The sequence below is a fragment of the Corynebacterium sp. HMSC077G07 genome (assembly GCF_001809225.1).
Classification (GTDB): Bacteria; Actinomycetota; Actinomycetes; order Mycobacteriales; family Mycobacteriaceae; genus Corynebacterium; species Corynebacterium jeikeium_D.
This window is the reverse complement of record NZ_KV796533.1, coordinates 206,885-220,641: the sequence shown is the minus strand read 5'-3', so window position 1 is coordinate 220,641 and position 13,757 is coordinate 206,885. Positions and strand designations below refer to the sequence as shown.

The following is a 13,757-nucleotide window of genomic DNA, read 5'->3' as shown; positions in this document are numbered from 1 at the left end:
AAAGTCAGACACACTTTTTGCTACTTAACCCCCATTACGCATTACGCATTACCGTATTACGCAACATCGCATTAAGCATCAAAGGAATACGCGCCAAAAGATGACGCACCTAACCCAGCCGCCAGCAACTACCTGCGGTACTCCACCCGCGTATAGGACACGCGAATACGGGTGGTAATGCGCTGGCGGAGGTCCTCAGGGGCAGGTTGCTGGCAGCACCGGCGCAGCAGCCGTCGGATAGCTTGCTCGGAACCGAAATCTTCTAAGCACTGAGGGCATTTGTGAATGTGTTCCTCGAGAAAGCGGCGCTCCTCCGAATCACACTCGCCATCCAAAAATGCGTGTAGGCGCGAGTGGACATCCTGACAGAAAGCATCTTCACAGGCGTGCCCGCGCTCTGGCGTCTGCTCCATATCTTGGCTCGACTCTCGGCTCATCGCGGAGAATCTCCCTTCTCTTCTTTCAAGAATCCACGTTCCGCGGCCACGTTGTGCAACGCGTCTCGGAGCTGTTTTCTTCCACGGTGGAGCCGACTCATCACAGTTCCGATGGGCGTGCCCATGATTTCGGCGATTTCCTTGTAGGGCAATCCCTCGACATCGGCGTAGTAGACCACCATCCGGTAATCCTCTTTGAGACTCATCAAAGCGTCACGAATTTCCTCGTCAGGAAGCTTTTCCAGCGCTTCAACCTCAGCAGAGCGCAGCCCTATCGAAGTGTGCGACGCGGTTTCCGCGATCTGTGAATCCGTGATGTCATCGGTGGCGTACTCGGCAGGACGTCGCTGCGCCTTGCGGTAGTTGTTGATGTACGCATTCGTCAGAATGCGGTAGAGCCACGCTTTCAGGTTCGTGCCCGGCTTGTAGGAGCGGAAGCCCTGAAAGGCCTTGATATAGGTCTCCTGCACCAGGTCTTCGGCATCGGCGGGGTTGCGTGTCATCCGCAGCGCCGCTCCATAGAGCTGATCCAAAAGCGGCATGGCATCACGCTCAAAGCGCTGCGCAAGCTCCTCATCCGACTCATCAGTCCGGATGGCCGATGTTCCTGTCTGATCACCTGACATGCTACCTATCCTAAAACATCCGCACCCACGAGTCGGCCAGACCCCCGTCACCAGGCATTTCGTCGCGTAGCTGCACTGGTGTGCAACGATGGGAAATTATGTCGAAGAAGTCCGCCAAGAAATCCGCTGCCGCCACCCCGGCAATCGCCGTCTGTCAGAACGCCGGAATCGACTTCCACGTTCACCAATTCCCCCACGGCAGCGACAACTTCGGCGAAGAGGCCGCCTCTTGGCTACTAGAGCATCTCGGAGTCGAGCCCGAACGCATCTTCAAAACTCTCATTATCGAGCTATCCGGCAAACGCACTGGGCTGGCCATCGCCGTCGTCCCCGCCACCGGAATGCTCAACCCCAAGGCCGCCGCCGCTGCTGTCGGGGCTTCCAAGGCCATGATGGCCGACCCCCATGACGCGTCACTTGCCACCGGCTACGTTCCCGGCGGCATCTCCCCGCTTGGCGGTCGCCGCAAGCTCCCCACCGTCATTGATGAGACCGCTACTCTCGCCGACACCGTGTTCGTCTCCGGTGGTCGCCGCGGGTGGGACATCGAACTGTCACCCGCTGATCTGGTTTCGCTTTGCGACGCCACGGTCGCCGACATCGCCCGCTAATCCGGCGGCTACTCCTGCAACCTCCCCACTGATACGACCTTAAAACAGCTCCTCGTTGTGGCCGGGTGCTGCTCCATCGGGCCCATTCAGCAGGTGCGGCCCTTCATTCGCAACATTGCCGACGGCGCGGTTGACCGGTCGGATGGTCAGCTTGTCCACCACTTCTGCGCTGGTCATGCCAACATCTCCGTCTGCTGCCCAGGCCGAGAGATCCAACCAGTCACTGACTTCGTCGTCGGCAAGCACGCGCGGCATACGATGATGCAGATCCGCGAGCTGTCCCACGGCGTCGGTGGTGAGAATTGTGGCGGAGACGATATCGCCCCAGCGCGCCCACAGCCCAGCGACGGTGAAAAGCGGTGCGTCATCGCTGAAGCTGACGAAGTAGGGCTGGCGATTCTTCCACTCATACCAACCGTTCATGGGGATTGCGCAGGGCAGGCCGTCCCGGAAAGTCGGTTTGGACTGCCAGGTTTCCGCACGGGCATTGAAGAAAGGTTTTGTTGGCACTTCGCGGGCCCACTGCGGAATTAAACCCCAGCGCACGGTGGCAGCAATGGTTCCTGTGCGGCCGGGGTGCTCGCGGGCAAGAGCAACTATTGGCATGGTCGGGCCGATGTTGTAGCGGGAGGTGGGCAACGGGCCGTCGGCACGCACGGGCGCCAAACCGGGAATCTCAGCAGTTGTGCTGAGCAGTTCTTCGGCGACTGTGAAATTGACGAAACGACCACACATACCAACTGATTGTGCCGTTGACTCCCCCTCTAGTCGAGGTATGGAGTGAAAGTGTTCCATAATTGGTTGTGTGTGTTCCCAAAATCAGAATTGGTCCGCCCCTACTGTAAGTGTCGACGGTGCCGAGGCCGGTCGACAGCCTTTTAGCGCCACGGTGCAGATTGCCGGCTCGAAGTCGATTACGAACCGTGCCCTTGTCATCGCGGCGATATCTTCGACACCATCGGTTATCCATGGTGCTCTGCGCTCTCGCGATACCGATCTTATGATTCGCGCACTGCAGGCCCTGGGAACTGACATCAGTGCCGACTCGACATATTCGGGTGCCCCGAACCACACGCTCCGCGTCACTCCACGCATGCTTCGCGGTGGTGTCGTGGAATGTGGTCTCGCAGGTACGGTTATGCGCTTCGTGCCACCTATCGCAGCTCTTGCGCAGGGGTCGGTGTTCTTCGAAGGCGACGTAGAAGCCAAGGCTCGCCCGATGTCGGCCGTGCTGGATGCCCTGCGCAGCCTCGGTGTGAACATCGCGGGCAATGGGCTTCCCTTCACGGTCAATCCGCAGGGTCCGAATCAGGGCAACCGCCTCGGTGACTCGGTCCAGGAGCAGGATCTGCCGGACATCGGCGGCGAAGTGGAAATTGACGCTTCGGCTTCGAGCCAGTTCGTCTCTGGTCTGTTGCTGTCAGCACCGCGCTACGGCCGTGGCCTGGTACTTCGCCCGACCGGTGAGATTCCTTCCCGCCCGCACATTGACATGACCCTGGACATGCTTCGCGAGGCCGGTGTGCAGGTCGAGGAGACCACGGCCGACACACCTGAGGGACCACGCACAACGTTCACCATTCACCCGACCGAAATGATGGGTCGTACTTGGCAGGTCGAACCCGACCTGTCTAACGCCGCCGCTTTCCTGGCCGCTGCGGCTGTCACTGGTGGCAGCGTCACCGTGCCCGACTGGCCAGAGCACACCACGCAGCCGGGCGACCGCATCCGCGAGATCCTCACCGCTATGGGCGCTACCGTGACGTTCAACCGTCACGAAGGTGGCCGCACCAGCCTCACCGTCGTGGGCCCAAAGCCGTCCGAGCTGCGCGGAATCACGCTGGACATGTCCGAGATTGGCGAGCTGACCCCCACCGTCGCGGCCATCGCCGCCTTGGCCACTACCCGCACCGAGCTGACGGGTATCGCACACCTGCGCGGTCACGAGACCAACCGTCTTGCCGCGCTCACCACGGAAATCAACCGTCTCGGCGGTCGCGCGACCGAGCTTGACGACGGCATTGCGATCGACCCCGTTCCGCTCCACGGTGGTCTCTGGCACAGCTACGCCGACCATCGAATGGCCACCGCTGGTGCCATTGTTGGCCTGCGCACGGAGGGCGTGGAAGTCGAAAATATCGGTACCACTGCTAAGACCATGCCTGGATTCGATCTGCGCTGGCTGGAGATGCTCGGACTGGCCTCCCCCAGACCTAGTTCGTTGGAAAAGTCAGTCGAAGCTCGACTTGATGGTGTGGACAACGGAACCGAGGCAGGGAAATAACAGTGGCGGCACGCAGGCGTGGACGGCAATGGGACGAGTCCGATGTACGCATCCGCCCCGGTAAAGGGTCGCGGCCACGGACGAAGGATCGCCCCCGCCACGCCGATGCCCACTGGGGCATGGTGGTGACCAAGGATCGTGGTCGTTGGGGTGTAGTCCTCGATAACAACCCTGATGTTGCAGTGACATGCATGCGTGCCCGCGAGCTCGGCCGCACCAATATCGTTGTCGGTGACCGTGTCGGTGTCGTAGGCGATGTCAGCGGCCGTGAGGGCACACTGGCCCGCATCGTCAAGCTGGCAGAACGCAGCACGGTTTTGCGTCGCACCGCCGATGACAATGACCCGTATGAGCGCATCGTCGTGGCCAATGCCAGCCTGCTGCTCATTGTGTGCGCAGTCGCCGATCCTGAACCTCGCACCGGTTTTGTCGAACGCGCGCTGGTCGCGGCCTACGCCGGCGGTGTCCGCCCCGTGCTCTGTCTGACTAAATCCGATCTGGCCGACCCAAAGGAATTTGCCGGGGAGTTCTCGGCACTCGGAGTGGATGTCGTTGTCTGCGGTATTAATGATGACTTGGCTCCCTTGTCAGAGCTCATCGATGTCCCCGGACGAGTGACAGCTTTGGTTGGGCATTCCGGTGTGGGGAAATCAACCCTTGTCAACCGGATTGTTCCTGAAGCCAACCGTGAGACCGGCGAAGTCAGCGGTGTGGGTAAGGGCCGCCATACCTCCACACAGTCGGTGGCGCTGATGCTGCCGTCGGAAAGCGAAGACAGCGCGACGTCGTGGATCATTGACACCCCGGGCATTCGTTCCTTTGGTCTAGCCCATGTGACACCGGAGACGCTGCTGGCGGCGTTTCCAGATATCCAGGCAGCGACAGATGAATGCCCACGTGGTTGCACCCATTTGGGACCGCCCGCGGATCCAGAGTGTGCCCTCGACAAGCTGGAGGGAGTTCAGCACCGCCGAGCGATGGCTGTGCGTCGCCTGTTGAGTGCAATCAGCGACAACGAGGATTGGGAGCTGGACATTGAAAGAGACTAGCCACACCGATTCTGTGGAGACGCCCACTGAAGCTTCGGCTGGTGCTGAGTCGGACAAAGCGGGCTCCGGACTCTACCCTGCTCCCGGCAGTTGGATTCGGCTGTGTATCTACACGCTTATCGTGGGTCTTGCGACAGGACTCGGCGCAGCCGGCCTCGCACTAATAATGCACGGCATCGAGTACGCAGTTTACGGACAACATGAGGGCGACGTAGCCGTCGTGACCGATGGCACCACTGGCCTCCAGCGCTTTGTCGGAATTGTGTTGGCGGGACTGATTGCAGGACCGGTGTGGGCAGCGCTGCGCACAAAGGCCACGCCCATTGAGAGCGTTGAGGCAGGCATGAACGGTCGACTCATGCCGGTGTGGTCAACTCTTGTCAATGTGTTTTTGCAGATGGCGACCGTCGCTGCAGGTGCATCCATGGGACGCGAGAATGCCCCGCGTGAGCTCGGTGCGATGGTGGCTTCACAGATGTCGCATCGACTGCGCATCGATCCGCTACACCGCCGTATTCTGGTCGCAGCAGCAGCCGGTGCCGGCCTGGGGGCGATTTATCACATCCCGTTGGCTGGAGCGGTTTTCTCGTTGGAGATTCTGCTGGGCTCACTGAGCATTACCGCGGTGATGGTGGTGCTGGCGTGTTCAGCCATCGCCACGGTGACGTCGGGCATCGTGGTCGGCAGTAGCCCGCTCTACAGCCCAATTAATCTCTCAGACGGCTGGGGCAACCTCGGGGCAGCACTGCTCATCGGTGTTATCTGCGGTGCCATTGGCTACGCATTTCGCATTCTCAGCTCTCGAATGTCGGACACAGCACCGACTGGCTGGCACTCTGCCTGGGCCATCCCCCTCGCATTCACACTGGTTGGTGTGATTTCACTGTGGGTTCCAGAAGTATTGGGCAATGGCCGTATCGCTGCGACCACAGTTCTCATGGACCGCCCGCTGCTGGGTTTTGCAGTCATCCTGCTGATTGCGAAAGCTATCGCGGTTCTCGTTACTTTCCGTTCTGGTGCCGTCGGTGGTCTCTTGACTCCCGGCTTTGCCCTTGGCGCGCTCAGCGGTTTCATCGTCGGCTGCTTCGTACAGCCATTGATGCCCTCAGTTCCGTTGAGCGACTTTGCGATTCTCGGCGCGGCGGCCTTCCTGTCGGCGTCCATGGCAGCTCCACTGTTCGCACTGATCGTGACCGTGGAGTTTACCGGCCAGAATTCCTCGGCTTACTTAGCGCTCTTCCTCGCTGGTGCAACTGCGACACTAACTGTGACCATAATTCGCGCCTGGCTACGGCTCCCCCACAAGCAATCAATGCCATGGAACCGCAAACCGGCAGCCGCAGCTGCGATCCGCAAGCGGGTCGAGGGCTAACCGTGCGCAGCAGTGTGCGTTGAGCGACCTGTATAGGCTCGGACAATTTCCCGGACGCCTGGGCGAAGACGGCGGAGCATTCGCAGCCCCGTCGCTAAGCCCTTGCGTTGCGGGGAACTGGACTGGAGCTCCGCTTCAACCTGCGGATACTTCTTGAACGCCGCCTCCGAACGTACCTCTGGGGCGTTGTCCGGGTCAGCGACTAAGAAGCGATTCGGCAGCGACAACTTTAGTAGTGTGCGCTGGACCTGGAAGAACTGCTTCGGGAACGACCCCGTGTTGTACGGCAGGTCGTATTCCCGGCAAATCTGCTGAACCTGCTTCGAAATCTGCATGAGCCTGTTGGATGGCATGTCTGGGAAGAGGTGGTGCTCAATCTGGTAATTCAGATTTCCCGAGAGCACCGACAACGCCAGCCCACCGTGGAAGTTCGCCGAGCCCAGCATTTGGCGCAAATACCACTCACTCTTGTCCTCGGTGTTGTACTGCTCCTTGGTGAAAGTCTCGGCATCATCCGGGAAGTGTCCGCAGAAGATGACAGCGTAGGCCCACAGATTACGGGCGAGGTTGGCCATCATGTTCGCAAATGCCACTTCGCGGTAACGCGGACCCGCCATCGCCGGGAAAAGAACGTAGTCCTTGACCACCTGGCGCCCCGACTTGTTGAGAACCTCCATGAGCTGCGGCCGGGCCTCATCCCAGGATTTCTTGCCTGCGAACACACGCCCGAGCTCAACGTCGTAGAAAGCCACTGCCCATTGGAAAAGGCTGGCCAAGACCACGTTTGTCACCGGCTGCAACAGCGTCGATGGCTTCCAACGGCGGTCACGAGTCACCCGGAGAATGCCGTATCCCACATCGTTGTCCATACCTAGCACGTTGGTGTACTTGTGGTGGACAAAGTTGTGGGAGTGCTTCCACCCGCTGGATGGGCAGGAATTGTCCCACTCCCAGGTGGCCGAGTGAATCTCGGGGTCATTCATCCAATCCCACTGACCGTGCATGGTGTTGTGGCCGATTTCGAGGTTTTCCAAAATCTTTGCCAGCCCCAGCGCTGAGGCACCCGCCCATTTGAACCCCCAGTGCGCGGTATTCTTCCACGACTTCGGCAGCAGCCCCAATTTGTTCAGAGCCATGCCTGCGGTCGGCACCATTAGCAGACCTCGACCAGTCACCTCAAGGGTGCGCTGAATGCGGATGAGCGTGCGGATGTAGCGAGCATCCTTCTGCCCCAGCGAATCGCGGTGTTGCTTTTCGATTTCCGCAAACCGACGCCCAATCTCTGCGACGTCTTCTTCACTCAAGTGCGCATACGATGCGATATCGGAAATTGCCATGGGAAGGGTCCCAACTCCTTTGAGGTAGTTTCTCCTGGTTAATGCAGTTTGAGATAGATGTGGGGCGAACTTACAGTTCGATACGCGCGTGCCCCGCCGGGGCACAGACGCACGTTCGGACTCGCTCCCCCGCCACAAACGTCGCACCGGTGCGGATGTCCCGCGCTGCGCCGTCGGAGAGCTGCTGCACACACGTCGCACAGATTCCCATCCGACAGCCGTACGGCAGGTCAACTCCGACGCTCTCCGCCGCCTCCAGGATGGTGGTTGCACCGTCTACGTCGATATCGCCTCGGCTACCGAAACTCACCGTGCCACCGGCCTCTTCCGCCGCGGAGCGGTCAACGGTGAAACGTTCCGTCCGCAGCCCGGGGAACTCCGGCTCAAGGTTTTTCAGCAGTTCAACCGGACCACAGGCATAGGCGCTTGCCGACGATGCCAGCGCTCCAAAGTCACCAATGATGTCGGTAACCGCAGCAGCGTCAATCCGCGGTTGCGCCTCCGTATTCCGGGCATGCAGGCGATACTTCAACGCACTAATAGCACTGCGCTGTTCCATCTCCCGGAGTTCGTTGACAAACACAGCTTCTGCTTCGCCGCGGTAGGAGTGAATGTGTTCGACTTCCACTGATGCTTTGCGAGCTGAAAGATCACGCAGCATGGACATCACAGGAGTTACGCCGGAGCCTGCGGTAACAAAAGCAATGCGGGCTGGGAGTGGCTCCGGAAGATGGAAATCTCCAGCCGGGGCAGCCAGGCGGACGACAGCACCCGGTTTTACATTGGCGACGAGATGTTGGGACACGTAGCCGTCGTTGAGTGCACGAATGTTGATAGTCAGCAGCCCGTCATGAGGCCGCGGTGCATTTGTCAGTGAGTAGGAACGCCACAGGTATTTCCCCTTGACCTCTACGCCGAGTCCAATGAACTGACCTGGCTTGAAGTCTGTTGGCATCCCCCAACCCGGACGGATTATCAACTCTGCTGAAGTAGGAGATGTGGGATTAATGGCCTCAATCTGACCGCGCAGCTCGCGACTTGACCACAGCGGATTTAGCAAATGCGTGTAGTCATCGGGCAAAAGTGGCGTGGATAAATGCTTCAATACCCGGGAAACTTTGGTCTTAAGCCCCATTCTTGGCCCTCCTGACTGTCACGGGAGAACAAGTAATAACACTGTTCATCAGCGGGCGTTCCCCGCCCGATCCATTATTACGTGCCCGTAGGTTACTTAGACGTAGACTACGGAGCGGTAAGTTATTGGTCAAGAGAAGCAAATGATTTTGACACAAATAGCGAAATTGTCATTACCCCCGCTTTCCTGCGAAACACCCCCTTTGACATGGAGCTTATCCACACAAAACAATCCCGCCTTTTATACCCCCGCAGAAAAAACTTGTGCCATACAAAAGGGGACTGGGTTCCAAACCCAGTCCCCTTCTTCAACACCAAGCACGCGCTACTACAGGAAGTCGACCACCATGCCGAGCTCAGCTACGTCATACCACGCCAGCGGAATCTCCAGCGCATCGCCGACAGTGAGCTCCGCATCCTCGTCACCGAGATCTGCCTTATCGACGGCTTCAATCGCAGCCTCAACCTTGCTTTCCGCCTCTTCCACATCAATGTGGAGCGCTGCAACGTCGGCAAGCGAAATTGGGCCGCCGACCTTAACCACAGCATCGCCCATATCCGACTGCGGTTCCGCCTCCACATCGACGGAAATGACTACTCGGCGGTGCGGGAACTTCTCTTCTGCAGCATCGAGCAGACGAAGCGACGCACGCGCAGCCTCATCAAAGGCCACATCTGCCAGTTCCTCATCATCGCCCTCAGTAAAGAAATCGCGCAGCGCCTCAGTGACAGCAAAGCCCCAACCACCGCGGGCGTGGAAGAGCTCATCCTCCTTCAGCGCCTCAAGCATAGAGAAAGTCGCTGGGATATAGACACGCATTAGAACTCGCCCTCGAGACCCAGTAGACCGGCAATCTCGACCACTGCGCGGTCGAACTGCTGATAGAAGACTCCCACCATGCCGTTAGAGACGGCAGCATGGATGTTCTCAATCGAATCATCCACCAACACACAGTCCCGGGCCGGCAGTTCAATAGCCGCAGCAGCTGCATTAAAAGCCTCTGCCGAAGGCTTCTCATGGCCAATTTCACCAGAGAGCACAACTGCGTCTACCAGGCCCTCATCTTCGAGCTTGCGAATCGGATCCGCCGATGGGCCACCTGGGTCATTCGACAGGACTGCCAGGCCAACACCATTTGCACGCGCCTCTACCAGCAAATTACGCCAACGTGCCTGGTCTTCATCCGTACCGTCGAGGACACCACAGTAATCGATAATCATTCCGCGCATGGCCTGTAGTTTATCGCATGACCTGCACGTTTGCCTTTTTTCCAGTTCAGCGTGTTAATTGGCTGTTCGTTACGCCCAATTGTAGGCGACCAGAACGGCCTTGACGGAAACCGATAGGACCATTAACAGCGAAACACTCAGCCCATTTCGCGACTGCGCCTTCTCCCCAATCCCCCCCCCACGCCGGCCGTGAATTCCCCTTCACAAGCTGCACACTTAAAGCACTTGTAGGACAATGGTCTTCAGCAAGGGGGAACTTGCCAATGGAGCGTTTTAGGGGGATTAATCCATGGCACCAACGTCTCACGTACCAAAATCTCAGACACCGATGCCTTACGCGCTGTCGCACGCCGCTGAGCACCGCTCCAGTGGCAGGGAATCCATTGAACCGGCAACGGGCTTTTCGCTTCTCCACACAATTCAACTCGGCCAGTCAGCTAATGCCGCCGCCTCTCAAACCGCAAAAGTGGCACCGACCTACAGCGGATGCTCGGCTGCCACCGGAGCCGCTGTCATAACGGCATTACCGCCCGTCGCGGCCGCTCCTGCTGCAAAAAAGACGCCGCAAACACCGCACGTCGTCCAGCACTGTGAACAGAATCTGAGACAGGAGCTTGGCACGATTACTCGCCGCGTCTTCGACATCATCGCGGGTCGCAGGCGAGTCAACGATCTACGTCGCATCAATATCGACCCGATTATTCACGCTGCGATACTCACGCTGTCGAAGAACACCAGCCTCAAGGGTGTCGCGTTGCAATCCTTTCACGCCAGCGCTTCCGCGGACGGCAAGAAGGTCGAGTTCCTGGGTAGTTGCCGTGTCGGTCCGCGCGTTCGCGCGTTCACGGGCACTTTCCGCCGCGGAACAGCAAAAACGCGGCCATGGACCATGACCGCGTTTCGGGTGCTTTAGTGCTTAGCGACGGCGCTTGCGAGCCGCCTTCCGACGCTGCGCTCGGTTGCCCTCAGACTCTTGATCCACGCGCTGCTGCTCTGCACTGCCGTCCTCGCTGGGACCGGAGTAGGTCATCTGCTGATTTTGCTCAGCAGCTTCCGTCGGCAGAGCTGGAGCCTGATTCTCCTGTCCCTCAGTGTTTTCCACTGCGGGCATAACCTGCTTACGGATTAGGAACAGCTGACGAACCGATTCTTCCTTGATGCCGTCCATCATCGCGGTGAACATGTCGTAGCCCTCACGCTGGTACTCCACCAGCGGGTCAGCCTGGGCCATGGCGCGCAAGCCAATGCCCTCCTTGAGGTAGTCCATCTCGTAGAGGTGCTCGCGCCACTTCTGGTCCATGACGTTCAGGATGGTGAAGCGCTCGATGTTGCGCATCTGGTCGTCGCCGCCAATTGCGGAGACCGCATCCTCAAGCTGGTCGTAGCTGGCCGAGATGTCCGCGTGCAGAGCCTTGGACAGCTCATCGGCCGAGAGGTCACCCGGGGTACCGAAGTCAGAGCCATCAATGAGCTCTTGCGCGGTAAACGTCGGGCTATAGAGCTGCTCAAGGGCATTCCACAGCTCGTCCAGGTCCCAATCCTCCACGTAACCGTCAGCGGTGGCACCGTTGACATACGCATCGACTACGTCGTCCTGCATGTCACGGACCTGAGTCTTCAAATCCTCACCTTCGAGGATGCGACGGCGCTCAGCGTAGATGACCTTACGCTGCTGGTTCATAACCTCGTCATACTTCAGAACATTCTTACGGATTTCGAAGTTCTGGCTTTCCACCTGAGCCTGGACGCTCTTAATGGAGTTGGAGACAACCTTGGAGTCGATAGGAACGTCATCCGGGACATTCAGAGTGTTCATCAGCGCTTCCATGCGCTGACCGTTGAAGCGAACCATGAGATCATCGCGCATGGACAGGTAGAAGCGGGTAACACCCGGGTCACCCTGACGACCGGTACGACCACGCAACTGGTTGTCAATGCGGCGTGACTCATGACGCTCAGTACCCAGGACGTAGAGGCCACCGGCCTCACGTACCTTGTCAGCTTCTTCCTTCGACTGCTGACGAACACGCTCAATCTCAGCGTCCCACGCCTCTTCGTACTCTTCCGGAGTTTCCACCGGGTCCAGACCACGAGAGCGCAGATTCAGGTCAGCGATGATGTCCGGGTTACCGCCCAGCACAATGTCAGTACCACGACCGGCCATGTTAGTTGCCACGGTAACGCCTCCGAGACGACCCGCCACTGCGACAATCTCAGCTTCCTTCTCGTGGTGCTTAGCGTTCAGCACAGAGTGAGGAATACCTTCGCGCTGCAGGAGCTTGGAAAGGTACTCGGATTTCTCAACTGACGTCGTACCAACGAGAACTGGCTGGCCCTTTTCGTGGCATTCGCGGATGTCCTCGACAACAGCGGCAAACTTTGCCTCCTGCGTTTTGTAAATCAGGTCGGGCAGATCCTCACGCTGCTTCGGGCGATTCGGCGGAATCGACATGACATTCAGCTTGTAAATCTGGTGCAGCTCAGCCGCTTCGGTCTCAGCCGTACCGGTCATACCGGACAGCTTGTCGTAGAGGCGGAAGTAGTTCTGGAGCGTAACGGTTGCCAGCGTCTGGTTCTCGTTTTTAATCTCCACCCCTTCCTTGGCCTCAATTGCCTGGTGCATGCCCTCGTTATAGCGACGGCCTGCCAGCACGCGACCGGTGAACTCATCGACAATGAGGATCTCACCATTGCGGATAATGTAATCCTTGTCGCGGGTGAACAGCTCCTTGGCCTTCAGGGCATTGTTCAGGTAGCTGACCAGCGAGGAGTTTTCCGGAGCATACAGGTTGGCAATACCCAGCTGATCCTCAACGAATTCAACGCCCTCTTCACGAATACCGATGGTGCGCTTACGCTCATCGACTTCGTAGTGAATGTCGCGCTTCATACGCGGCACAATCTTGGAGAACGCCAGGTACCAGTGCGGATCGCCATCTGCCGGACCGGAAATGATTAACGGGGTACGGGCCTCGTCAATCAGAATCGAGTCAACCTCATCGACGATGGCAAAGTGGTGCCCACGCTGCACCAAATCGTCGAGCGAATGCGCCATGTTATCGCGCAGGTAGTCAAAGCCGAACTCGTTGTTCGTGCCGTAGGTGATGTCGGCAGCATAGGCCTTGCGGCGCTGGTCCGGACTGAGCTCAGAGAGAATCACGGAAGTCTCAAGCCCCAGGAAGCGGTGGACTCGACCCATCCACTCCGCGTCACGCTTAGCCAGGTAGTCATTAACCGTAACGACATGAACACCCTTGCCTGCCAACGCATTGAGGTATGCGGGCAGCACACAGGTCAGGGTCTTACCTTCACCAGTACCCATCTCGGCAACGTTGCCGAAGTGCAGTGCCGCACCGCCCATAACCTGGACGCGGTAGTGCTTCTGCCCCAGCACGCGCCAGGATGCCTCGCGCGCCGTGGCGAAAGCATCCAGAAGCAAATCGTCTACATCGGCACCGTCAGCCAGCTGCTTCTTAAACTCCTCGGTCTTGGCACGGAGTTCATCGTCTGAAAGAGCTGCGTACTCGTCTTCCTTGGCGATGACCTGATCTGCAATATTGCCAAGCCTCTTGACAGCGCGGCCTTCACCAATGCGGAGCAACTTGCTGAGCGAAAACACTAAATTGGGACCTTTCCGGCCGATTCACGTCGAACTTTAATGTGCAACGGTTGATTAT

Annotated in this window: 13 protein-coding genes; 5 read left to right on the top strand and 8 right to left on the bottom strand. The window is 58.6% G+C overall.

The window, feature by feature from the left end; genetic code table 11:
• Positions 1-128 precede the first annotated feature (128 nt).
• Positions 129-413, bottom strand: coding sequence for a mycothiol system anti-sigma-R factor (gene rsrA / locus HMPREF2562_RS05715; RefSeq protein ID WP_070545803.1), 285 nt, complete (start codon positions 411-413; stop codon positions 129-131).
• Between the two features lie 20 nt (positions 414-433).
• Complete coding sequence (locus HMPREF2562_RS05710) at positions 434-1,063, bottom strand: sigma-70 family RNA polymerase sigma factor (RefSeq protein WP_070545775.1); 630 nt, start codon at positions 1,061-1,063, stop codon at positions 434-436.
• Between the two features lie 98 nt (positions 1,064-1,161).
• On the opposite strand from HMPREF2562_RS05710, the gene ybaK reads away from it, so the two are divergent.
• The gene (gene ybaK / locus HMPREF2562_RS05705) at positions 1,162-1,674 is read left to right on the top strand and encodes a Cys-tRNA(Pro) deacylase (RefSeq protein WP_069359462.1); all 513 of its coding nucleotides are present in this window, start codon (positions 1,162-1,164) and stop codon (positions 1,672-1,674) included.
• 39 nt (positions 1,675-1,713) lie between these two features.
• Here ybaK and HMPREF2562_RS05700 read toward each other — a convergent pair whose 3' ends face one another.
• Positions 1,714-2,409, bottom strand: a complete 696-nt coding sequence (locus HMPREF2562_RS05700) for an SOS response-associated peptidase (RefSeq protein WP_016422219.1) — start codon at positions 2,407-2,409, stop codon at positions 1,714-1,716.
• 70 nt (positions 2,410-2,479) lie between these two features.
• On the opposite strand from HMPREF2562_RS05700, the gene aroA reads away from it, so the two are divergent.
• Genes aroA through HMPREF2562_RS05685 form a run of 3 tightly spaced genes read left to right on the top strand, consistent with a single transcriptional unit; the run spans position 2,480 to position 6,379 of the window.
• Positions 2,480-3,958 carry a 3-phosphoshikimate 1-carboxyvinyltransferase gene (aroA, locus tag HMPREF2562_RS05695; protein ID WP_070549742.1) on the top strand — a complete coding sequence of 493 codons (1,479 nt, stop codon included), beginning with the start codon at positions 2,480-2,482 and terminating at the stop codon, positions 3,956-3,958.
• A 2-nt stretch (positions 3,959-3,960) separates the two neighbouring features.
• Positions 3,961-5,007 carry a ribosome small subunit-dependent GTPase A gene (rsgA, locus tag HMPREF2562_RS05690; protein ID WP_070429789.1) on the top strand — a complete coding sequence of 349 codons (1,047 nt, stop codon included), beginning with the start codon at positions 3,961-3,963 and terminating at the stop codon, positions 5,005-5,007.
• Positions 4,994-6,379 (top strand): chloride channel protein, encoded by a 1,386-nt coding sequence (locus HMPREF2562_RS05685; RefSeq protein WP_070549741.1) that lies wholly within the window; start codon positions 4,994-4,996, stop codon positions 6,377-6,379. Before rsgA ends, HMPREF2562_RS05685 begins: the two co-directional genes overlap by 14 nt.
• Here the strand turns inward: HMPREF2562_RS05685 and HMPREF2562_RS05680 are convergent.
• From HMPREF2562_RS05680 to HMPREF2562_RS05665, 4 genes are all read right to left on the bottom strand, one after another.
• Positions 6,376-7,716 carry a fatty acid desaturase family protein gene (locus tag HMPREF2562_RS05680; RefSeq protein ID WP_070549740.1) on the bottom strand — a complete coding sequence of 447 codons (1,341 nt, stop codon included), beginning with the start codon at positions 7,714-7,716 and terminating at the stop codon, positions 6,376-6,378. The two genes, HMPREF2562_RS05685 and HMPREF2562_RS05680, sit on opposite strands and share 4 nt — an antisense overlap.
• Before the next feature lie 70 nt (positions 7,717-7,786).
• Positions 7,787-8,851, bottom strand: coding sequence for a flavin reductase family protein (locus tag HMPREF2562_RS05675; RefSeq protein ID WP_070549739.1), 1,065 nt, complete (start codon positions 8,849-8,851; stop codon positions 7,787-7,789).
• A 327-nt stretch (positions 8,852-9,178) separates the two neighbouring features.
• Positions 9,179-9,670, bottom strand: coding sequence for a DUF6912 family protein (locus HMPREF2562_RS05670; protein ID WP_038627920.1), 492 nt, complete (start codon positions 9,668-9,670; stop codon positions 9,179-9,181).
• A complete protein-coding gene (locus HMPREF2562_RS05665; RefSeq protein ID WP_038627918.1) occupies positions 9,670-10,080 on the bottom strand; it encodes an HAD-IA family hydrolase in 411 nt (136 codons plus the stop codon). Before HMPREF2562_RS05665 ends, HMPREF2562_RS05670 begins: the two co-directional genes overlap by 1 nt.
• Positions 10,081-10,369: 289 nt before the next feature.
• Between HMPREF2562_RS05665 and HMPREF2562_RS05660 the strand changes: the two genes are divergently transcribed.
• Positions 10,370-10,993 carry a hypothetical protein gene (locus HMPREF2562_RS05660; RefSeq protein ID WP_070549738.1) on the top strand — a complete coding sequence of 208 codons (624 nt, stop codon included), beginning with the start codon at positions 10,370-10,372 and terminating at the stop codon, positions 10,991-10,993.
• Positions 10,994-10,996: 3 nt separating this feature from the next.
• On the opposite strand, the gene secA is transcribed toward HMPREF2562_RS05660, so the two are convergent.
• Entirely contained in the window at positions 10,997-13,699 is a 2,703-nt protein-coding gene (gene secA, locus HMPREF2562_RS05655) for a preprotein translocase subunit SecA (RefSeq protein ID WP_070545755.1), read from the bottom strand.
• Positions 13,700-13,757 lie beyond the last annotated feature (58 nt).